A 21318-nucleotide genomic window follows, 5' to 3' on the forward strand; every position below is an offset into this window, starting at 1 on the left:
TTGTGTAGTAAAGGATGTACGGAGAGGGTGGGATTTGAACCCACGTTGAAGTTGCCTCCAAAATAGATTTCGAGTCTACCGCATTCAACCGCTCTGCCACCTCTCCAATTGATTTGAGATGTGAGCTAAAAGTATTTTACCGCACAGTGTGCCAGATTGTAAATCTTTATAAAAAAGAAGTTTGATTTTCTTCAGATTCCAAAGTGGTCTTAAATCCCCCTGCTGGAGTCCACTGCAGGGCTCCGTCGCGGCCTGTCCAGAATATCTGAGTTTTGCTTTGGCGCAGTTGGGCTGCGGTTTCTGGGTCGATTTCGTTAGCAGATGCGATCGCCACTTGTGGCCCCACTGCGCTTAATAACTCAGCCGTCAGGGCTTTTCCTGACCACCACAGCACTTGAGCCGGCTTCAAGGTTCCCGTTGCTGCCAATTTTTTTTGCATTTCCGGTGTCATTTCACCGACGAGCAACCAAGTTCGATTTCCCACCAGGAATTCTACCACCGGAATCTCCGCATTCACGAACTGTAACCGCGTCGAACCCAGATCAACTGTACTGTTAGTTTCTAAAGGAAAGTAAACGCCTTGGCGAGATTGCACAGCCGTCATAAATTCCTGATTGTTGCCACGGTGAATTTGTTTCGGAGCGTTGTTATCATAAAATGTTTTAATTGGCAAGCGTTCGAGTAATTTTCCCCAACCACCGCTCAAACCTAAATGACCGTGAGAGGCGATCGCAAAATTCACAGAATTAACTCCTTGCTGCTGCAAAAAAGGCAACACTGTAAACCTTACAGTATTTTCATCACCGCTATTAATTAGCGCCACTTTTCCCCTATCTTGAATTACTAACACTGGTTCGCCAGATGTCGCCAGCAAAGTAACTTGAAATAAAGAGGATTGAACGTGCCAAGCTGGCAAAACTATGATACTTACTCCCGCCACAAGAGCCAGCGGTAAAATCCAAGCCGATGAAAAACTCGGCAGCGCAATAACTCTACTTTTCCCCTTTTTCCCTTTCCCTTTTTCCTGGCTTTGCCCTCTGACTGCTTCCGCTTCCGGCTTCCGTCTTTTTTCTTCCTTCCTCCTTCTATCCTTTACATCCGTTACAGAATCCGTTGCCGAACTTCCCCCGATCCAAACCCAGCAAATTAAACTGTAAAGCGCGATTAGCTGAAACACCGATACTTGACCGACAGCTACCGAATTACCGGGTAATTGCGAGAAATATTGGGCGATCGCAATTAACCCCTTTGCCGGATAATCGAGCAGTTGCGCTAAAACACTGCCAGCGGGCGGAAAAATCAATCCAGCTAAAGCGCTAACCATCCCCCCAATACTCAAAATCCACAGCAAAGGAGCCGCAATAATATTAACTAAAATGCTGTAAGGTGATACCACGCTAAAAACGTAAAGTAGCAGTGGTAGCACCCAAACTGAAGCGGCGATCGGAACCACAAGAATCGAAGCAATCGCGGGCGGCATCCAGTCCAACTTTGCCATCAGTGGCGGCGTTGTCACGATTAACCCCAAAGTCGCCAAAAAACTCAGTTGAAAACCTAAATCCCAAATCCACAAAGGGTTAACCAGCAATAAAATAGTAGCAGCAATTAACAGCAATCCCAGCGGCTTAACTTGGCGGCTCAGCACCAAAGCAAATAGTGTTCCAAATCCCATCAAAGCGGCGCGGCATACTGATGGTTCAAAGCCAGTTAGCCCCACAAGCAAAAATAAAGCACCGACGCCAAAGCTAAATTGTAATTGTTTGGAAAAACGCCTGGTTAAAGCTAGAACTAAAGCCAAAACCATCGAAACTTGAGTGCCGGAAGCTGCGATCGCGTGGGCTAATCCAGCCTGCACAAAATAGTCGCGGATGTTGTAAGGTAAATCTACTGCTTGTTTGCCGAGGGCGATCGCACTGATTAAGGGCCCTTCGGGAACATTTAACTGCGATAGTTGCGATCGCACGATCCGCTGCCGCATCCCTTGAATTTTCGATGGCTGCATCCCGCTTGGCTCCAAGAAAGCAGCCGTTTGACTGTTAACTCGATTTACATCGGCGATCGCATTTTCTCTCCTCCAGTCGATTTGACGGCCTTTGAGCCCTACAAAAGCCCCTTCTCTGGCTAAATATGCTTGAAAATTAAAAGCCCCTGGATTCGACGGTGGCTGCGGTTTGTACAAGGATCCCACCACTGCGATCGTATTTTCGGCGTACAAACCCGTTGCTTGCAGCAGTGGCAGTGTAACGTAGAGCTTGCCGGATACTGGGCGGTTTACGACTGCTCCTCCCTCGCCGCCGTTGATTTCGCTAACTAAATCTGTTTCTAGCCAAAATTGCGATCGTCCCGATCGAGTCAATCGAGGCGTACTGACAACTCTACCGCGAACCGTCACTGCCACTTCTTGAGTGTTCCCAACCGCCGGAATCAGTTTGCTGATGTCATCTATTGCCGGTTGGGGCGATCGAACTGCAAAATAAACACTAGCTAGAAATGCCAGCAAACCCGCAACTGCCCACACCCATTTCGCTCTCGGCAGCATCTCCAACAAACTCAATTCTTCCCTCGCATCTAAGGGTTCTTCAAGAGCATTTTCTTTTTGTCGGCTGCGTCTTTTCTTAGTAATTTTGACAGAAGTTTTAGTAAAATTTCGCAACAATTTCGGCAGGGCGATAGCCACCGCTATTCCCAAAGCAAGTATCGCGTATCTACCCCAAGGAACCGCTGTAGAAATCAATCCCAAAATGTATGCAAGACAGAAGATGACACCCGTTACTTGATTCATTAATTAGTAATTTAGAGGGGGAATATTTCAGGGACACCTATGCCGGACGTATGCACTCCTTACCCAAAAAACCGGGTTTTTAAACCTAGATAAAAAGCTAAACGCTGTGTATTTAGATAAAAAACCCAGTATCTCGCTACCCGTGCGTAAGTTAGGGCAAAATTTCTTTCCTTACATTCTTTCCCTTCCCCTTCCCCTTCCTCTTCCTCTTCTAAATAGACAGCCCCAATTTTAAACCGAAAGCCGCGTGCAGCACCATAAGTGCAAGGGCTGTCGTGCCTAAATAAGCGTGAACCGCGCGCAGTGCCAGCTTATTGCCCCCAAAACCCGTTAGCGAAATCAAGCTACCAACAGCCAGCAAAACCAGCACTGCCGAACCTGTCCAAAAATGCGGACTTTCCATGACTGGCTGGTGCTGCATCACCAGTGACAGCAAGCCGCCTGTATAGCCCAAAGCTAGAAACAGAAACATCCACGGTGCAAGCTTGCGGTGATCCGAGCGACTTTTGAGTGCGACATCTTTATCGGTGGCCAAACGTCCCTGCCATCCCGTATACCCGACAAAACTGCCCATCGCCACCACCACGATCCCCATCATTACAGGGTGTCCCCAGTGGGTAATTGGTTCGGGAATTCCCAGAGTGCGAAATTGACTGGCGATGGGTTCTAGTAGTTCGCTGAGATTGATCATTTGCTTGAGATTCCTAACTTGGCGATAAATATTTGAGGACTAATCATTAAAGTATTATAAAATTAGTTTAGCAAGTGCGAGCGTGCACTTCAAAGAGCCGTTTAACCTAACAGCCAAACATTGGCCAGAAGCTTAGATATACGCAAAACTTAGCCGGCTGAAGCCGGCTGTGAGATTTTTACAGCAATGATGCTGTTTCAAGTTAATTGTTACCTTTATCGGCTAAATCGAAATGCTAAAATAAATGCAATTCGCCCGCACGTCACACCCCGTGGGCTGCCGCCCAATCTTCACAGCCTCATCCTCACTCTGGATGTTAAATTTTACCTGCCTGCTCAAAGTTAATTTCAATTCCTTGACTTTTCAATGGCAAAGTGAGAAATTAACATCGCAGCCGACGATCACTCACACTTCTACATTTTGCTAATCGTTCTCAAGGGAGAATCAACTATTGAAAAAAAACTAGAGGTTCCAAGTTTGAGACTTCTGGCATAAAGTATGCCGTCTGCCCAGGCTCACTTCGATCGACTGAGCGCTAAACCGTCTGAAGGTACCCTGATAGCACCCTTGTCTGTTGAGCAGCCATCGCTGTGCACCTAAATGAACCCTCTCAACTAACTCGCTGGGGATTCGGTTTTAGCAGACAAGCAGCCATTTTCGTTGTCGCCTTCCTCGGAACCGTGCAATCGCTACACTCACTGAGCCGTCGCTAAAGTAGCTTCCGAAGGTTGGATTTGATACTTTACGAGATTTGCCAGTTCTTGTAACTGATTAATCGCTTCCGCACCTTCTAGTTTCATGAGTTCGCGGTCGTCCCGCATCTCAGTCCAAGTGATACCGTAATCTGACACTAAGAATCGAATCAGATGGTTGTCCGTCAAACTGACCATAAATGAGGCACTGTTCATCTGACCCCCGCAAGTGTAGCAGGATGCCAGGTAACCCCGATGCTCTAGCACGATCGCTAAAGCTTGGAGGTTCATTACCAAATCTTGAACGAATTTACGGTGTTGTTCTGCAAGTCTCAGAAACACAGTTCTCCTCCTATCACCACACCGTGTATTTTACATCCCATTTAATAATTTCTTAATAAGTGGGTATTTAGGTGCTGGTTTAGTATACGTTTAGTATGCTCAAAAAAAATCGGATTAGCGACCTCTTCAGCCTACCTATACTACATTAACCGAGTTGTGCTCGAAACGCAGTATCAGCAGCGACATTCAGCCAAAACAGGCTCTAGCGGGGGACTCCAGCCGGAAAATTTGCCTGCTGTAAAGGGTGATTCAGCCGTTGGATAGCCCAAAGATACAAATAACTAATGATAGTAATCAAATTAGTTAAGTATAAGAGTTCAATCACCTTGGGGATACTCCTCCCAAAGCGTCGTCGTCTGCCGCAAGCTCCGAAAATCGCCATTCCCCAAAATCAAGTGATCCAGTAGCGGAATCGACAAAAACTGCGCTCCCGCCAGCAACTGTCGCGTCAAAGCAATATCCTCCGGGCTTGGTTCCACAATCCCGGAGGGGTGATTGTGCGAGATAATCGCCCGCGTCGCCCCTTGGCGGATCACCTCGCGAAAAATATCCCGTGGGTGAGCCAAAGTTTCCGTTGCGGTGCCGATCGTAATTACCTGAGTACCCAGCAGCCGATTTTTCACATCTAGCAGCACCACAGCAAAACGTTCCTGAGACTGCCACATCAAATCCTGACTCAGGGCATCCGCCGCTGCTTGGGGAGAGTCAACCACAGCCATTTCCGGCGGCCGCGACTGAAATACCCGCTTCCCCAACTCCACCGCAGCCAAAATCGAAGTCGCCTTAGCAGGGCCAATCCCGTGAATCTGCGTCAACTCCTGCACGCTAATGGTGCGTAGCACAGCCAGAGCATCACGTTGGTGCAAACTCAACTGATTTAAAATATACTGTCCGAGCCCGACGGCGGAAAGTTTGCCGGGTCCTTGACCAGTACCCAGGAGAATCGCAATCAATTCCGCAGTCGCCAAACTTTTTGGGCCGCCGGCCATCAACCGTTCCCGTGGCCGTTCACTCGTTGGCAAATCGACAATTCTCAAGCTGTAAGTCATAGCTGCACCCGCACCGCAAGCTCAACAATTAGACAATTTTAGCTGATCGATTTGCGTTCTTCAATTCGTACAATCACCGAAAAAAGCCTTGATCATTAACCGAGGCTGTTGGCAGATAAAATCTAAGGCAACGTTTCACAAGCGATCGAGTCTCGATCTCGATCAAGCTTAAACGGATCGCCCGGATATGCCTCTAACACTCGCTGCGCTTCGGCTTGACTCGCAAAGTCAGAACAGTCGCAATCCGAGTTAACGCAACTCGGAAAATCGGCACTTTTAACCTTCGGTTGAGAAGACTCATAAATAACTTTCTTGGTATCTTTCTTTGGCTGCTGTGCATCAATAGCAATCTCTGCGGTTCGCTCAACAGATTTGACTGAAGATGGCAATTTGCGATCTGGCCCTGGTTTGGCAAGTGCAGGTACCTTCGCAGAAATTGCAGGTTTCGGTGTTGGTGTCGGCGTTTTCACAGTCTCCGGCTTGGGTGTCGGCGCTGCCGAAAGCAGTGACGGCTTAGCGGTTTGAGATGATACTAGCGGATCGCTTGGGGCCGTAAGCGCCACTGAAACTTCCTGAGACGGAGGGGGTACGGTGACGCGAACAAGCACAAACGAAGCCGCCATCAACCCGCCGTACATCGCGATCGATCGCTTGCGGGTTGGTGCGACCACCCATTTCGGATTAACAATACCCAGAAAGAAGGTCGGGATAGACAATAGAAAGCTTAGGACGAAAAAATTAAACATAGCGATTTTTAGCAGTAAAAAAGAGAAGTCACCCAGGACGCAGAAACCCGGTTTCTTTTACCAAAATCCGAGGTGAAGCACAAAGGATATCTGTTTATTAAAGAACCTGAGTTATTTAATCCCTGTGCGTAATTCCTGACAAGTTAACTTGCTTATTTATCTGCCGACCAACTCACAAATCCCTATGATTTACGAAGTAAACTAGAACGTTGGACACCTGACCCTAGTGTAACCGGGTTTCTGAGTGTATCTCTCCTTACTAAGCCTACGATTTTTTCCTACAGTTCGCGATCGCACTCCGACGCCTATAAACCGGGGTTTTTAATTGCAGTAAATGATGAGAACCAAGTATTTTTCTTAAAAAACTACGTTTCTAGCCCCAACCGGCCGTAAGTCCTGGTAAAATTTCTTGTAATGCTGCCAAAAAAGTGAAATGCATACCCAGCTACCTTCAGCGCAAAGGTGCGCTTACCCTAAATTCTGGCCATTCAGTTGAGGCCAGCAGCCCCGATGAAACTGGTTGTGGCGCCTTAGGTGCTGTCACCCCAAGCAAAAGGAACGAAACTGCCATCAAGCCGCCGTACAAGGCAGCCGATCGCTTGCGAGTTCCAAGTCCCACCCATTGAGGATTTAGCAGACCCAGACAAAAAGCCGGTGTGGAAAACATGAAAGTTAATACAAACAAGCTGGACATCACGCACCTCCGACTACCGAATTGCAGCGATTAATTACTTTTATCTCCAATTAATAGCTCAAAAATCCGCTTAAAAAAGTTGCAATTTTAGGATTTATAACTTGAGAATTATTGCTGTTTATCAAACAATAATAAAATTTTAAAAATCTCTTACTTTAGGTAGTTGTTAAAAAAATAAGAGCTTTCTAGACACTCCAAAAAATTAGCTTAAAATAAACACTAAATTCCTTAATCAAAATATGAAAGTCCGCTTTAATGTAGTACGCCAAAATCAAAACGAGGCTCCCCGGGTTCACACTTACACCCTAGACGTGGAAGAGAGCAATACCATCCTCGACTGCCTCAACAGTATTAAGTGGGAACACGACGGCACTTTAGCTTTTCGCAAAAATTGTCGCAATACAATTTGCGGCAGTTGTTCTATGCGAATTAACGGTCGATCGGCATTAGCTTGCAAAGAAAATGTAGCCAGCGAACTCGCAAGACTGCGAAAAATAGCTGATTCCAGCTCAGCAGAAATGCCTACCGATTTCATCCCAGAAATCACCGTCGCCCCAATGGGAAATATGCCGGTTATTAAAGATTTGGTTGTTGACATGACCAGTTTTTGGGACAACCTAGAAGCAGTTGAACCCTATGTCAGCACCGCCTCGCGAGCAATTCCAGAACGCGAATTTCTGCAAACTCCAGAAGAGCGATCGAAACTCGACCAAACCGGCAACTGCATCCTCTGCGGCGCGTGCTATTCTGAGTGCAACGCCCGCGAAGTCAACCCGGAATTTGTCGGCCCCCACGCCCTCGCCAAAGCTTACCGCACGATCGCCGACTCCCGCGACAGCGAAACCGAAAATCGACTGGAGAAATACAACGAAGGCACCGCAGGCGTCTGGGGATGCACCCGCTGTTACTACTGCAACTCGGTTTGTCCGATGGAAGTCGCGCCGATGGATCAAATTGGTAAGATTAAACAAGAGATTCTCGATCGCAAAGACGACCAAGCCAGTCGATCGATCCGTCACCGCAAAGTCTTAATCGATCTCGTCAAAGAAGGCGGCTGGATAGATGAGCGGAAATTTGGCATCGAAGTAGTAGGAAACTACTTCCGCGACGTTAAAGGTCTGCTGAGTCTGGGCCCGTTGGGTTTGAGAATGATCGCTCGCGGCAAGTTCCCGCTGTTTTTTGAGCCTTCCGAAGGTACTGAAACCGTGCGAAATCTGATCGAATCGGTTCAAAGTTTAGAAAAGTCAGCAGATTAGCGATCGGCTGTCATTTTCCTGGTAAATTACAAGTTGTGCGATCGCAAAGCTTCCCCAAAATCATCACTCAAAACTCGAAACTTAAAACTTTTAAATGACTGCTCAAACTCCTCCATCCCCAAAACCGACAACCCCAAATACCCCAAAACCAGAACCAGCCTTTGGGTGGAATGCCTACGCCGAACAAATCAACGGACGATTTGCGATGGTGGGGTTCGTGGGACTTTTGCTGCTAGAATTCTTCACCCGTCAGGATTTTTTCACCTGGCTGGGTCTGCGTTAAATTAATCTGAATTAAGCAAAAAAGGAAGCTGAAAAATTATTGAGATTTCAGCTTCCTTTCTATTTTTAAGAGTTATTTAAAATACAGATTCTAAATTTATAGATGCAGGATTATAACATTTATAGTTGCATACAAACATATGAATTTACCAAAGTTGATCGCAGTTGCTTGTAGTGCGATCGTCCTTGAATTATAGGGACACGGCAATGCCGTGCCCTGACTGCCAAGTTTCGTTCCAACTAATTTCCAGTTGTTTCACGGACGGTCAAACTGTACTTGCCTCTACCTTTTGGAGGCGGATCGTAAGCATTGACAATGACGCGATAGCGACCATTCGCAGACAAGGTAACAGAAATCTCTGAATTGGAATTTTGCTGCGTTGCATCATCATTTTCTCCAAGTAGCTCGCCCTGGGAGTTGAAAATAGCGAGATAAGTATCAAACTCGGTACTTTCTACGGTAATAATCACTTTCTGACCCTGAGTGCCTTCAAAGGTATACTCGTCGTACAAACTGCTGTCTGAGGGCAGTACAGAAGACTTAGCAGGGCTGAGTTCTCCGTTTTGCTCTAAAATGATTTTAGATGAACCCGCATCAGGACTCCGCGGAGGTTCTACAGTAGGGCTCTGAGTTGGCGAACTTTGTGGTGATGGCGACGGGTTGGGACTTGCTTGAGCTAAAACACCCTTTTCAGCAGGCTTCGCATCAGTTAAATTTTGAGGAAATTCTGCTGAAATGAGGGTGGAACTACTGTTAGCAACTCCACCTAAATTTGAAACTGGCGGCGAGACAGTCGCTTTGCCAGAAAAAGTAGCTACCAGAGCAATTGGCGCGATCGCCCACAATCTAACTTGACGCATGAATTACCTCGGTTTGCAACGAAGAAGGAAGTTCGGCAACGGATTCGCTCGACGGATTTAACGGATGGAAGAAGGAAGTTCGGCAACGAGCAATGTACGGATTTAACGGATGGAAGGAAGCAGGAAAAATAATTCGACCAATTCCCAATTAGCCATTACCAATTACCAATTCCCAATTAGCCATTACCAATTCCCAATTACCCATTTTCACCGGACTGTTAGAGTGTAACGACCCCGACCCGAAGCATCGTAAGCATTGACAATTACGCGATAGCGACCCGTAGCGGGCAAAGTAACGGTCAGAAACGCATTTTTAGTCGAATCGCTCTCATCGTCATTTTCTGCCACTAATCGGCCGTTAGGGTCAAAGATAGCCACATAGGGATCGAAATCTGTACTTTCGAGGGAAATGGCTACAGACTGACCCGATCGACCTTCAAAAGTATACTCTCGATACAGACTGTTGTCAGACGGCAATACTGGGCCTCCTGCGACTAAAGCGCCTTCTTCTTGCAAAATCGCCCGAGAAGGCGCGGTAGGAGCACTCGCTTTCAGTTCTAACGTATAAGCCCCTGACTGCTTAGCTTGGTAGGAATTTGCCACTAACGTGTAAGTCCCGTCTGCTGGCAACCTGACTGTAATTCTGGCGTCTTTACTGCCGGCCCCGTCATCGTCTTGTGCGATTTCGCGCTGGTTGGGCCCGAGCAAAATTAAATAAGGGTCAATTTCTTGACTTTTCATTTCTATGGTGATTTGCTGGCCCGCTTTTCCCTCAAACGAGTAGAGGTCAAAAAAGCTGTTGTCTGTGGGCAGAACGCTAGACTTCTCGGTGAGGAGGCCGCTAACGGCGGGCCCGTTTAACGCAACTTTTTGAGGTGATTTGTTGCCACCAAAGGGCGATCGGGCTTGAGCCACGCGGGGAGCCCGCCCTTCTCGCACCGCTGTCAGGAAAGCGGGTAATTTGTCTGCGGAAATTGCAAAACCGATACCGATATTACCTCCACCCCGACCGCGAGTAAAAATAGAAGTATTGACGCCGATTAATTCTCCTGAACTGTTTAGCAGCGGGCCTCCTGAATTGCCGGGATTGATGGCGGCGTCGGTTTGAATTAAGCCCCGCTGCTGGTCGATGCGACTGACGATTCCGACTGTAAAAGTACCTTGAAATTGACCGAAGGGATTGCCGATCGCAAATGCTTGTTGCCCGACTTTCACCGAACCTGGACGGGCTACAGGAATAGTGGGCAAATTGTTTTGACCGCGAATCTTAACCACGGCTAAGTCTAGACCTTCTTCGCCGAATCCGATGACATCGGCGACAAGTTTTCTGCCGTCTGACAAAATGATATTGACGGTACCGCCTGCCGAAACAACGTGGGCGTTCGTTAACACCATGCCGTCGGGGCTGATAATTGTGCCACTGCCGTTAGATTTATCTGTATCGACTGTAACAACCGCCGGACTAGCCTTTTCGTAGACTCGAATATTGGTTTGTTCTTCGACAGTTTGGGCGATCGCACCCTGGGAATGCACCGAGTTAAATTCCGTTAAATCTGTTGATTGCCGCACAGGGGATGTCGTAACAACCGCACTGGCGCTGGCTGCAACCCCAACCGTTAAAATTCCCGATACTGCTAAACTTAGAAGTTTGAAATTCATGGCGATCGATTTAGTATTTAGCGATCGGTAGCTAGGAATTAGGTTTTGTGGCTAACCCCTAACTACCTTCTATAATTATTTTAGGACGTGCACCACGGTAGTGACATTCCTCACGCCGGTTCTCCTATTCGGGAATCTGAATCAGCAGCTAAATACTTAAAATTAGCTTGTCGTACCGCAGCATCCTCATTGCCGTAGAAAAAAGACAGCAAAGCAAAACGCTGGCCGCTAATCACCGGCGTCGCTTCATGCAGCAAAGAACACGAAAAAATAATCGCCGTGCCACAATCCCCTTTATAACCGTGTGGCGCGTACTCTGGAAACCGTAAAAATCCCCCCGTGTACTCTCCCACATTCAAGTTTAGCGTCATCGCAAACCTGCGGTGCAGGGTAGCTTTGCTAGTGTTGTCGCGGTGTGGGCGAAAATAACCGCCGCTGTCAGCATCGTAACAACCTATCAAGTACCGTTCAAACCTGGTAATTGTAAACTGAAAAGCTTTTTCTACTTCCGGCCGCACCCGGCGCAAAATAATCGAATTCAATCGCTGCTGTAACTTCGGGTCTTCAATAAAGAAATCTCGGCGCTTCTTAAAAGTGTCGTCGTGCAAGCCAACTGTTTTCCCGCCTATTTGCCTCATAAAGCCCGAAGGACTGCCACCGTGAGTTTTGTACATATCGATTAAACTGCGGCAAGATGCTTTGTCCAAAACATTAGGAATTACCAACACCGGGGCGTGAGGAGTTGCCGGTCGCCCTTCCTCAATCGGGGGCAAAGTTTTGAGAAAATCTAATACTTGCTGGGCGTGTTGGTGCGGTTCGCCCATCGGCAAAATATTAATTACCTGAAGGTTTTCGTTGAGTACAAAAGTTTGGGGTGAATAGTGAACTCCGGCAACTCCATTTTCTTCGACCTCTCGGAAAACACCATACTGCTGACTGACTTTTTTGTCTAAGTCCCAGAAAAATATGAATGACGGAGCAATTGTTGTTGGTCTGTTTTGTTCTTTGTCTGCTGGGTCAACGCTCACTCCGAACCTGGGTACTTGCAAGCTTTGGAATTCTTCTGAAAGCTCTTGAAAGCTTTTGAGGATAACTTGGATTTGTTCAAAAGCTGCACTGGCAAAGAAAAACAGCACGACTCGCCGGCCGCCAACAGTCGGGAAATGAAATAAGGGGTTATTTGTAGAAGGAACGGAAAACCAGGGAGCCGGATCTCCTATTTCGAGTAATGGCATCTTGCTGATTTAAGATTTGGGATTTTATATTTAGATTATTATGCTGTCGATTAGTTCCACAGGTTCGGTAGGCCAATCGATTTTAGATTTTAGATTTTAGATTTTAGATTTTAGATTTTAGAATTGACTTGCGCGAAATAAATTCGGGGGGAAGTTTCTCGGATACAGGTTTTTTATTTCTGGACGGATGAATCACGTGGCGGGTATCCTGGATGCTTGATTGTCAAAATAACTTTGAAAAAGATTAGCTTTTCTTTGTGTATATCTCCGTTGGTCTGGGTTTTCACCCTCGCAATTTACAGTCTTTTTAATCACTTTCATATCTGAGAATAAGTAGATGGGCATCAATAAACGCAACTTATTTTTTCGCCGGCTGGCACGATAAAAGTTTAGTTTCACCCATCTACTTAGTGTTTGCCTATTTGTCGAAACTGGGGGAATTATCGGGTTGGTCTTCCGGGTATTCTACAGGTCGATACTCCACGTAGTCTGACGGCGGTGCTTCCACGTCGCGGTTGCTGGGGCGAGACCTGGATGATTCCGTAGGACGGGGTTTTTTGGTTCTCGGCGGCGTATCGGAACTGCGGTTTTCCGAAGCAGGGGGGCGACTGCTGCGGCTGCGGGTCGGTCTTTCTTCGGGGTTGTCTGAAACGTCCCAGTTGTCCGACTCTTGGGCAGGCGGGGCTTCTGGGCGAGAGGGACGTTTGCGCGAGGATCGATCGGGCGAGTCGGGCCGTCCGGTGTTAACGCTGCCGTTGCGATTCGAGGGGCGGCGGCGGGGTTCGTCGTCGTAGGCTTCCCGAGAGGAACGGTAGTCTTGGCTGCCTCTGATGCGGGGACGCTGCGGATAGTCTTCCTCTGGTTCTAGCTGCTCCATTTCGGCATCGTAGCCGTCGTAACCGTAAGCGTTGCTGACAGGTCGGTCTTCATCTACGTATTGGGCGCGACTTTTGGCTTGGGCTGTGGTCGCTCCTCGCAGCTTAATGCTTTCTGTTGCAAAAAATATGGCGGTACCGCTGAGCAGAAATTGACCGAATGCCAGAATTGGGTCAAGCCGCCACCCTTGAAATAACAGAATACCGCCGCACAGCAGGCCCACTGCTGCAAAAAAAATATCGTGGTCTCGGGCTAGTTTGGGACGCCACGATCGCAGAAAATACAGTCCTGCCCCTGCTACTGCTAGGATGATCCCTAACAGGCTGCTCCAGTTCAATCCTAAATTGACCATTAGCCTATCTCCTATGTCTTTCCTATGTTAGCGAGTTAGATTTTACATCTATCATTAAGTCTGTCAGCCCGACTGTGCTTTCTGGGGCAGCGTCCGGTCAGGGTTTCAGCTTGGGAAGTGAGTATAATAATGAGTTTAACGGGAAAAAACCTCAGCTTGGCAGTCAACTGAAGGTTTTGCCTTGACAGTTGCTGGCAGCCGAGGTTTCTCGGATCGGGGAAATGCCCGACTTGTAGCCCAATATTGACTTACAGCGCCGGACTTAGAAACCCGCTGACTTTTTAGGTGCGCTTGATTTTGTCTTTTTGGCTGATGAAGATCAGGGCGATCGTTGCTGGAATCACTACCACTGTCACGCCCACCAGCAGGCTGTACAAAAAGTTCGCAAGAGAAGGAGTCATAGATTCAAAGCCTTTGTTACAACAATTTGATTTTTATTAATTTTATACTTTCGATCGCACCTGTGAAACGGTTAAAATTATGAATAGCAGACTTAACAAAACTTAAAATTTCGAGATAAGACCCATGACTGGTATTACCGTTGCAAGTTGGATTCTGGGCTCTGTCCTAGTCGTGATGACTTTGCTGTTTATTTTTCGGATCGTTCTGACTTGGTATCCCGAGGTGAACCTGAGCAAGTTGCCGTTGAGTCTGATTGCTTGGCCGACGGAACCTTTTTTAGCCGTAACTAGAAAGATTGTACCGCCCATCGGCGGGGTGGACATTACGCCGATTATTTGGGTGGGTATCTGTAGCTTGCTGCGAGAAATGATTCTCGGTCAGCAAGGGCTACTGACAATGATGATGTAGGAGTCAGCGGGCATGGGGCATGGGGCATGGGGCATGGGGCATGGGGCATGGGGCATCGGGCATGGGGCATGGGGCATGGGGCATGGGGCATGGGGCAGGGGTTAGTTGCCAACTGACAACTGACAACTGCCAACTGACAACTGCCAACTGCCAACTGCCAACTGACTAATGACTATTTTGGTTCAAGAACTGTTCGACGAAATTAGTGTAAACTTCGCCACTGAGAAACTCGGGGGAATCCAGGATTTTTTGGTGGAAGCCCAGGGTGGTGGGAACGCCGGTGATGGCGCATTCCCGCAATGCCCGTTTCATCCTGCGGATGGCTGTCGGTCGATCGCGCCCCCATACAATTACTTTACCGATTAAAGAATCGTAGTAAGCCGGTATTTCGTAATCGGTGTAAACGTGAGAGTCCATACGCACGCCGGGGCCACCGGGAGGCAAATAACCGCTGATTATGCCGGGGTGAGGGCGGAAGTTGCGATCGGGGTCTTCAGCATTGATGCGGCACTCGATCGCGTGGCCGTTGAGAACTACTTGGTTTTGCTTGATTTGCAGTTTTTCTCCTTGGGCGATGCGGATTTGTTCGGCTATCAAGTCGAGGCCTGTAATCATCTCGGTGACGGGATGTTCCACTTGGATGCGGGTGTTCATTTCCATGAAGTAGAACTTGCCCGATTTGTCAAGCAGAAATTCGACAGTGCCCGCACCCGTGTAGTTGATGGATTTGGCTGCGGCAATGGCAGCGTGACCCATTTGATCTCGCAGTTTCTGGCTGAGGGCGGGGCTGGGGGCTTCTTCGAGGAGTTTTTGGTGCCGCCGCTGAATCGAACAATCTCTCTCGCCGAGATGGATGACGTTACCGTAGTTGTCGGCGAGGATTTGGATTTCGATGTGCCGGGGTTTTTCGATGAATTTTTCCAGGTAAAGTCCGGGGTTGCCGAAGGCTGCGTCGGCTTCGCCTTGGGCTGCTGAGAATAGTTTGGGGAGTTCGGATGCTTCTTTGACTAGCCTCATGCCGCGGCCTCCACCGCCGGCGGTGGCTTTGATCATCACAGGATAGCCGATGTCGCGGGCGATCGACAAAGCTTCGCGATCGTCCGCCAGCAATCCCTCGCTACCGGGAACTGTGGGGACTTTCACCCGCTGCATCGTTTCTTTGGCGGTGGATTTGTCGCCCATCGCCCGCATCGCGGCAGGAGAAGGGCCGATGAAGGTAATTTGATGGTCGGCGCAGATTTCGGCAAATCGGGCGTTTTCGGCGAGGAAGCCGTAACCGGGGTGAATGGCTGCGGCGTTGCGTGTCAGGGCAGCCGCGATGATGTTGGGGATGTTTAAATAGCTTTTGCTGCTGGTGGGGGGGCCGATGCAAACGGCTTCGTCTGCCAACTGGACGTGCAAGGCGTGTTTATCTACGGTGGAGTGTACGGCGACCGTGGCAATCCCCATTTCCTCGCAGGTCCGCAATATGCGGAGAGCTATTTCTCCCCGATTAGCGATTAAAATTTTCGAGAACCCCATCTTCGCTGCTTAATTCACTCAATATTCTGTACAATAATGCCTTTCGGTATGTTCTGGATAATCGTTTTCCAGAAATTGTTCACAAAAATTTATTTTACATTTTGCTGGTAGTGGTGCTATGATTGTAAATCGGCGGTCTCAAAGGGCAAGTCACAAGTTAAATGTCAGGAACCTCAACCTGTAAATCTTTAACTCGTAACGCAAAAATCCCGGAGATTGCCAGAAAGAGCGGATGTGGCGGAATTGGTATACGCGCACGCTTGAGGTGCGTGTGGCAATATGTCCTTGCGAGTTCGAGTCTCGCCATCCGCATGGAATATATAAAACAACTGTTGACAGTTTTTGCTGTTGGCAGTTGTTTTATATTGAGTGGTTTTTCTAGAAATTCGATCGAGTTTTAGATGGGATTCTCGAAAACTCGATCGAACTAAGCATTCTTTAACTGTCGATCGACAATTGTGTTTGTATGGGCACGCTGAGTTCATTTACGCACAGCGCATTTACAAAAACAATTGTATGTGGGACTGCGGGCATTAAGCGACGCAGTGTATTCAAGTAAGCTTCGGCATCAGGGCGACGAGTAAAACGGGCGACTGTTAACTGCTGACAGTTCGGGAGTTGGCGAATTATACACCAAGGTTTAAGTCGATCGCGATAAGTGAGTTCTTTTGGTATCATAGGAAAATCCTTTCCACGAAAGTGGATGGTTAGAGAGGCGATTGCCCTTGATTTATCAGGTCTGAGGGCAATCGTCTTTGTGATTACAAATATTAAACGATAGATACTTATCGTTTGTCAAGTAGAATGGGGTTAGTTAGGTTCCGAATCCGAGAGTTGGCTGACGAAAAAGGATGGACGCTAAAGGATGTTGCCGATCGATCCGAGGTTCCGTACAGCACAGTCAGGCACTATGCTCGATCCGAAGGACTAGCAACGGTTGATATCACATCCATTCAAAAGATAGCTCGCACCCTCGATGTTTTGATTGAGGAGTTGATGGAAGTTGTTAAAGAATAATAATGAGAATGGTGTTGGATAGTGCCACAATATTTTGGGGAGGCTAATCAGAAAGAAATCCGTCAATATGCAGAAATTATCGCCATGACGGATGATGTGTATACAATAGCTAATTATCTAGAGATTTCTGAACAAATTATCCGCCAAGTAAAAGAACACATATTTATCAAGGAACACGAGCTTGACATTCCCAATGATGAGACAAATACTATTAGTCATGTCCGAGGTAATTTTACACCCGATGGTGAGATTGCTGATTTATGGATAAGTGCAAAAAATGGTGAGCTACAACCGAGAGAACTTAGCAAGTTTAAACGGTTGATAGCCCATGAGTATATAGAGCAAGCACTAATGGCCGATGGACTTCCTTATCGATCGCCTAAAGCTTGGATAGAGCATCCCATGTATGGTTTTGGCAACTGGCCAACCCCGGATAATTTCGGAGCACACGATATAGCTCCTCATACCAGCCAGCCCAATCCATTTTCCCACTGGGTTAACATAATAGGTAAGTCAGCGGAAGGACTGATGCTTGCGGACAACCTCTCGAATCTTGATGAGTTGCTTGAAGCTATTAGAGAAAAAATATGACTGCGAAAACAATTACCGACACTGCACTAGAGCGAATTTTAGCAATTAAATGGGAGCCAGACGATAGTCGCGTTAACTCTCACATTGCCCTTTTGCGAGAATACTTGAGACGTGCTGCGCTGTGGGCCAAGGCTTTAGATTGTACGGATGAATGGCCGTTTTTTGATGTGGCTGCTCATATTGATTCTCTAGATGCCGATGAAACTAAGGTTAAAGTGCTTAAGACTCATTTCACAGAGACACCGTTTTATGTGGCGGGTATTATTGAGAAAACCTGCGAGTGGTTCCTTCATTGGGATAGCGCGAAAAATTCACCAAAAGTCAGTGAATTTACTCTACCTGAACCCTACGAACCGCTAATCCTAATGTATGAACGCGGTGGCATATTCTCTATGGAACATGGATTTTTTGATTTTGCAGTTGGGGGTTTTCCTAGAGGTAAATGGCAGAAATACGACCAAATCATGCCTTTGTTGAAACTAGATGCGAGAACTTTAGATCGACTAGATATTGATTCGGGCGATGGGTTGAATGCAATTAACCCGAAAGCAGAGGGAGATTACACATCAATAGAGCGAGGTTGATTTTCGGAAATAGGTAAACTTGTCTGCGCCGATGATGGTTTTAACACTTTACGAGCAATCAGCCAAGCAACTCCTCCCAAGACTCCACCGCCTAAGCAACTAACTATAATAGAACTAAAGAAGGGATGAAGTTTCTTTGTTTTTGTAGCCCCGGTTTCAACCGCCGGGTTTCTACACAAAAGAAGTACAATAATTATGGCAAAATAAGAATTACTCATTTAATCGATCGCCCTTATCCCAATGACTACCGTTACCCAAGCAGAAATTGAACAGTATCGCTCCCAATTACAAGAATATCCCGATGCTCTAAAAGATCTTGATGTACTTGAAGAGTGTGAAGGCGATTTAGAATATGCAGCCGAAACCTTAGCAATTAAGTCAGGAGAATTAGACAACGATCTAGATGCAAGAAACCCAAATGAGCCTAGCTTGTTAGAAAAAGCAGCCGATAAATTACGTCCTCATATTTGTACGCAAGCCTTTAAAGACGTATTGAGTCAAGGTTTTGCTGTTGCATTGGGTTCGCTAATAACTGCTGGCGTTTACCCAGGAGTACCATTAACACTGGTACTTATTTACATAAGCACGAAAAATTTGGACAATTTTTGTCAGGATTGCTAAACGCCGATCGCAGTGAAGCCAGCCCAGTAATGAGGATCAGCAAAAGGAAACGGCTTGCGGTTCAGTGCGCCATCCAGAGGAGCATTAACAAAGCGTGTGCGTTCTTTTTTGGGCAACAGTTTAAATGTTCGATCAATTTGCGGTTTGAGGCATTTTAATAATGCTTCAAGCCCCTCTGAGGTCAGATTCCGCAGCCATTGTTGTGCCTCATTGAGAGCAGTAACCGTTGATAGAGTTTCTAGGTTTTCATAGAACCGAATCAGTAACAAAGTGCTGGCGAGTTCATCCACTTTCCAAAGGGTACTTACCATACTAGGGCTACCTGCCAAGAGAAAGCCAAAAGGTAAGCCGATATATTCATCGCTAGTTTTGGATTCTGTCAATCCAGTTTCGCAGGCGGAGAGAGTGACAAGACGACATTGATTTAGGTCAAGATTAAAGATTTCCAACAGTGTCAAACGTTCTTTATTGGCGAATACCAGGGATGATTCCAAAGGCGAGTCAGGCTCGAACTTGCCGTGACAACCGAAATGGGCGCAGTTGGCAAAGCTGAGTTTCGCCTTGAGAATTGCGTTCTTATTAGCATCATCTTTTGCCAAGAAATCATTAGACTTGAATTTGTGACGGATGTTAGCGGCTTGCAGTTCAAGTAAGTAGCGGTCTTTGGTAGGATTGGCAATAGCAAATAGGTGAGAGAAATTAGGGCGTTGTCGCTGTTTCGCCTGTTGCAGTAGTTGGCAACTGGGGGCATAGCTGACTCCACCAGGGAATAAGTCGAGAAGGCACGATTCTGATTTGGACAGGGATACAGTGATAGAAGAATCGATTTCATCGGTGCATCCGCTTTCAAAATCCCTTTCGTGGGAGATTGGCAACGCATGAAGGGGGAAAAGATGCAGGAAGCGATGGGGAATTAAAATCAGTCGATCGCACGGTTTCGGAATATTCTTTAAAATCTCATCAAGATGCAAAATCTCAGCTAGGTTTTGGAGGCGGGAGGCTAGTTTTTGCTTCCATTGGGGTTTTATCTCTTTGTACTCTTTCCGATACTCGTTATCCCAATTTACCAAGGCTTGAAAGTCTGCTGTTGAAGATTGCCAGATTATTGGTGTTGGGGATTGCGGGGTGATGATGAAAGTTAGAAATTTCTCGCCTATGATGTACCACTCAAGAATAGCAGTGTTTTCACCTGTCAGAGTTTGAATGTCTTTGTAGAGGATGGGCTTAACTTTTTGGGTGAGGCTAAAATCAGGATCAATTGATGTAATTTCATGAGCAATCAATTCATCGAGTTGTTTACGCAATTTGGTGAGATGAGTAGAATCGCGGCTAGTGGTTAGGCTGTCGATTTTGAGGCTGCCTTCTCCCAATATTCTGGCACCATTACTGTGACGGTTTATCTGTTCGATTTCCAGTTGTCGCTGTTCGGCCTCAATTTCTCGACCGAGGCGCGACAATTCGTTGAGAACAGTTTCGGGGATATTGCCTTTAGGTTTGATGTCACGGTTGGCAAAGAGTTCTACAAGGTTGCGGGCTTTGCTGCGTTCGACGTATTCTATCGCTTCGGTGTAGCGTTGCAGTTCGATGCAAACTTCTACTATGCCCAGATAGAGTTGATTCCATTCTTCGGCTAATTTCTGTTTGGTTTCATCCCCAGATTGAATCTCACTCCGTAAAAATTCTACTGTTTCAATCGCTGGGGCATAGGTATCATAAGCGAGTTGCCATTGCTGGTTACTTCGGTAAAGATTACCTAAATTAGATAAAGTCTCTGTATGTCCTTGTGGGAAAGCCTCGCGACTTCTAATAGTTAAAGCATTGTGATAAAGTGCGATCGCATTTTCGATATTCTCTGCTTTCTCTCCCCTGATTCTGGAATAGTAGGCTTCTCCCAGATTATTTTGCGTCATAGCCCAATTTTCGGGAAAGGCATCGGGGGTGTAGATGGTTAATGCCTTGTTGTAAGATGCGATAGCCATTTCGATATTCTCTGCTTTCTCTCCCCTGATTCTGTCACCGTAGGCTGTTGCCAGATTATTTTGCGTGCCTGCCCAATATTCGGGAAAAGCATCGCGGGTGAGGACGGTTAATGCCTTGTTGTAAGATGCGATCGCCAGTTCGATATTCTCAACTTTCTCTCCCATGATTCTGTTACGGTAGGCTTCTCCCAGATTATTTTGCGTCTGGGCCCATTTTTCGGGAAAGGCATCGGGGATGGAGACGGTTAATGCCTTGTTGTAAGATGCGATCGCGCTTTCGATATTCTGAGCTTTCTCTCCCCTGATTCTGTTACTGTAGGCATTTGCCAGATTATTTTGCGTCATAGCCCAAGATTCGGGAAAGGCTTCGCGGGTGCGGACTGTTAATGCCTTGTTGTAAGATGCGATCGCAACTTCGATATTCTGTGCTTTGTCTCCCCTGATTCTGTTACAGTAGGCAGCCGCCAGATTATTTTGCGTCAGGGCCCAATCTTGGGGAAAGGCATCGCGGGTGTAGACGGTTAATGCAGCAGTGTATGATTCGATCGCCCGTTCGATATTCTGAGCTTTCTCTCCGCTGATTCTGTCACTGTAGGCTGTTGCCAGATTATTTTGCGTCAGGGCCCAATCTTGGGGAAAGGCATCGCGGGTGTAGACGGTTAATGCAGCAGTGTATGA

The 21318-nt window shown here is 47.1% G+C and carries 23 protein-coding genes and 2 tRNA genes; 9 read left to right on the forward strand and 16 right to left on the reverse strand.

Translation table 11 applies throughout. The features are described from left to right. Window positions 1–19: 19 nt before the first annotated feature. From QUA03_RS15275 to QUA03_RS15305, 7 genes are all read right to left on the reverse strand, one after another. Window positions 20–106, reverse strand: a tRNA-Ser gene (locus QUA03_RS15275). Between the two features lie 60 nt (window positions 107–166). Continuing rightward, window positions 167–2782: a ComEC/Rec2 family competence protein gene (locus tag QUA03_RS15280; RefSeq protein ID WP_333213128.1), complete on the reverse strand. Its 2616-nt coding sequence runs from the start codon at window positions 2780–2782 to the stop codon at window positions 167–169. Between the two features lie 211 nt (window positions 2783–2993). Then, complete coding sequence (locus QUA03_RS15285; protein WP_333213129.1) at window positions 2994–3473, reverse strand: DUF4079 domain-containing protein; 480 nt, start codon at window positions 3471–3473, stop codon at window positions 2994–2996. Window positions 3474–4168: 695 nt separating this feature from the next. Further along, on the reverse strand, window positions 4169–4507 hold the full coding sequence (locus QUA03_RS15290; RefSeq protein ID WP_015176985.1) for a DUF1815 family protein: 339 nt from the start codon (window positions 4505–4507) through the stop codon (window positions 4169–4171). Window positions 4508–4824: 317 nt separating this feature from the next. After that, window positions 4825–5556, reverse strand: a complete 732-nt coding sequence (radC, locus tag QUA03_RS15295; protein ID WP_333213130.1) for a RadC family protein — start codon at window positions 5554–5556, stop codon at window positions 4825–4827. A 122-nt stretch (window positions 5557–5678) separates the two neighbouring features. Continuing rightward, window positions 5679–6272, reverse strand: coding sequence for an excalibur calcium-binding domain-containing protein (locus QUA03_RS15300; RefSeq protein ID WP_333213131.1), 594 nt, complete (start codon window positions 6270–6272; stop codon window positions 5679–5681). Between the two features lie 481 nt (window positions 6273–6753). Beyond that, window positions 6754–6996, reverse strand: a complete 243-nt coding sequence (locus tag QUA03_RS15305; protein ID WP_333213132.1) for a hypothetical protein — start codon at window positions 6994–6996, stop codon at window positions 6754–6756. 239 nt (window positions 6997–7235) lie between these two features. Here QUA03_RS15305 and QUA03_RS15310 point away from each other — a divergent pair, with 239 nt between their 5' ends. Both QUA03_RS15310 and QUA03_RS15315 read left to right on the forward strand, forming a co-directional pair. Further along, window positions 7236–8252, forward strand: coding sequence for a succinate dehydrogenase/fumarate reductase iron-sulfur subunit (locus QUA03_RS15310; RefSeq protein WP_333213133.1), 1017 nt, complete (start codon window positions 7236–7238; stop codon window positions 8250–8252). A gap of 94 nt (window positions 8253–8346) precedes the next feature. Next, on the forward strand, window positions 8347–8535 hold the full coding sequence (locus QUA03_RS15315; protein ID WP_333106934.1) for a chlorophyll a/b-binding protein: 189 nt from the start codon (window positions 8347–8349) through the stop codon (window positions 8533–8535). 239 nt (window positions 8536–8774) lie between these two features. Here QUA03_RS15315 and QUA03_RS15320 read toward each other — a convergent pair whose 3' ends face one another. After that, window positions 8775–9395 (reverse strand): pre-peptidase C-terminal domain-containing protein, encoded by a 621-nt coding sequence (locus tag QUA03_RS15320; protein ID WP_333213134.1) that lies wholly within the window; start codon window positions 9393–9395, stop codon window positions 8775–8777. Here QUA03_RS15320 and QUA03_RS15325 point away from each other — a divergent pair. Next, window positions 9387–9527 carry a hypothetical protein gene (locus tag QUA03_RS15325; protein ID WP_333213135.1) on the forward strand — a complete coding sequence of 47 codons (141 nt, stop codon included), beginning with the start codon at window positions 9387–9389 and terminating at the stop codon, window positions 9525–9527. The genes QUA03_RS15320 and QUA03_RS15325 overlap by 9 nt on opposite strands. Before the next feature lie 75 nt (window positions 9528–9602). Here the strand turns inward: QUA03_RS15325 and QUA03_RS15330 are convergent, their stop codons facing one another. From QUA03_RS15330 to psbX, 4 genes are all read right to left on the reverse strand, one after another. Further along, a complete protein-coding gene (locus tag QUA03_RS15330) occupies window positions 9603–11054 on the reverse strand; it encodes a DVUA0089 family protein (RefSeq protein WP_333213136.1) in 1452 nt (483 codons plus the stop codon). 110 nt (window positions 11055–11164) lie between these two features. Then, the gene (locus QUA03_RS15335; protein WP_333213137.1) at window positions 11165–12289 is read right to left on the reverse strand and encodes a redoxin domain-containing protein; all 1125 of its coding nucleotides are present in this window, start codon (window positions 12287–12289) and stop codon (window positions 11165–11167) included. Between the two features lie 418 nt (window positions 12290–12707). Next, window positions 12708–13517, reverse strand: a complete 810-nt coding sequence (locus QUA03_RS15340) for a Ycf66 family protein (RefSeq protein WP_333213138.1) — start codon at window positions 13515–13517, stop codon at window positions 12708–12710. 281 nt (window positions 13518–13798) lie between these two features. Next, window positions 13799–13918 (reverse strand): photosystem II reaction center X protein, encoded by a 120-nt coding sequence (gene psbX, locus QUA03_RS15345; protein WP_333041933.1) that lies wholly within the window; start codon window positions 13916–13918, stop codon window positions 13799–13801. A gap of 124 nt (window positions 13919–14042) precedes the next feature. Here psbX and QUA03_RS15350 point away from each other — a divergent pair, with 124 nt between their 5' ends. Beyond that, window positions 14043–14327 (forward strand): YggT family protein, encoded by a 285-nt coding sequence (locus QUA03_RS15350; protein WP_006634856.1) that lies wholly within the window; start codon window positions 14043–14045, stop codon window positions 14325–14327. A gap of 165 nt (window positions 14328–14492) precedes the next feature. Here QUA03_RS15350 and accC read toward each other — a convergent pair whose 3' ends face one another. Beyond that, window positions 14493–15848 (reverse strand): acetyl-CoA carboxylase biotin carboxylase subunit, encoded by a 1356-nt coding sequence (accC, locus tag QUA03_RS15355; RefSeq protein ID WP_333213139.1) that lies wholly within the window; start codon window positions 15846–15848, stop codon window positions 14493–14495. Between the two features lie 228 nt (window positions 15849–16076). Here accC and QUA03_RS15360 point away from each other — a divergent pair. Beyond that, a tRNA-Leu gene (locus QUA03_RS15360) sits at window positions 16077–16160 on the forward strand. A gap of 126 nt (window positions 16161–16286) precedes the next feature. Here QUA03_RS15360 and QUA03_RS15365 read toward each other — a convergent pair. Continuing rightward, window positions 16287–16526 (reverse strand): hypothetical protein, encoded by a 240-nt coding sequence (locus tag QUA03_RS15365; RefSeq protein ID WP_333213140.1) that lies wholly within the window; start codon window positions 16524–16526, stop codon window positions 16287–16289. 126 nt (window positions 16527–16652) lie between these two features. Here QUA03_RS15365 and QUA03_RS15370 point away from each other — a divergent pair, with 126 nt between their 5' ends. The 3 genes from QUA03_RS15370 to QUA03_RS15380 are packed head-to-tail and all read left to right on the forward strand — an operon-like array spanning window position 16653 to window position 18040. Continuing rightward, window positions 16653–16865, forward strand: coding sequence for a helix-turn-helix domain-containing protein (locus QUA03_RS15370; protein ID WP_006634859.1), 213 nt, complete (start codon window positions 16653–16655; stop codon window positions 16863–16865). Between the two features lie 21 nt (window positions 16866–16886). Beyond that, window positions 16887–17456: a hypothetical protein gene (locus QUA03_RS15375; protein ID WP_333213141.1), complete on the forward strand. Its 570-nt coding sequence runs from the start codon at window positions 16887–16889 to the stop codon at window positions 17454–17456. After that, the gene (locus QUA03_RS15380) at window positions 17453–18040 is read left to right on the forward strand and encodes a hypothetical protein (protein ID WP_333213142.1); all 588 of its coding nucleotides are present in this window, start codon (window positions 17453–17455) and stop codon (window positions 18038–18040) included. The genes QUA03_RS15375 and QUA03_RS15380 overlap by 4 nt, the downstream gene beginning before the upstream one ends. On the opposite strand, the gene QUA03_RS15385 is transcribed toward QUA03_RS15380, so the two are convergent. Beyond that, entirely contained in the window at window positions 18016–18258 is a 243-nt protein-coding gene (locus QUA03_RS15385) for a hypothetical protein (RefSeq protein ID WP_333213143.1), read from the reverse strand. The genes QUA03_RS15380 and QUA03_RS15385 overlap by 25 nt on opposite strands. 22 nt (window positions 18259–18280) lie before the next feature. On the opposite strand from QUA03_RS15385, the gene QUA03_RS15390 reads away from it, so the two are divergent. Continuing rightward, window positions 18281–18661, forward strand: coding sequence for a hypothetical protein (locus tag QUA03_RS15390; protein ID WP_333213144.1), 381 nt, complete (start codon window positions 18281–18283; stop codon window positions 18659–18661). Here the strand turns inward: QUA03_RS15390 and QUA03_RS15395 are convergent. Next, the coding region (locus tag QUA03_RS15395) for a CHAT domain-containing protein (RefSeq protein WP_333213145.1) at window positions 18658–21318 on the reverse strand (2661 nt) is incomplete at its 5' end. The two genes, QUA03_RS15390 and QUA03_RS15395, sit on opposite strands and share 4 nt — an antisense overlap.

The sequence above is a fragment of the Microcoleus sp. S36b_A4 genome, assembly GCF_036700645.1.
GTDB lineage: Bacteria > Cyanobacteriota > Cyanobacteriia > Cyanobacteriales > Microcoleaceae > Microcoleus.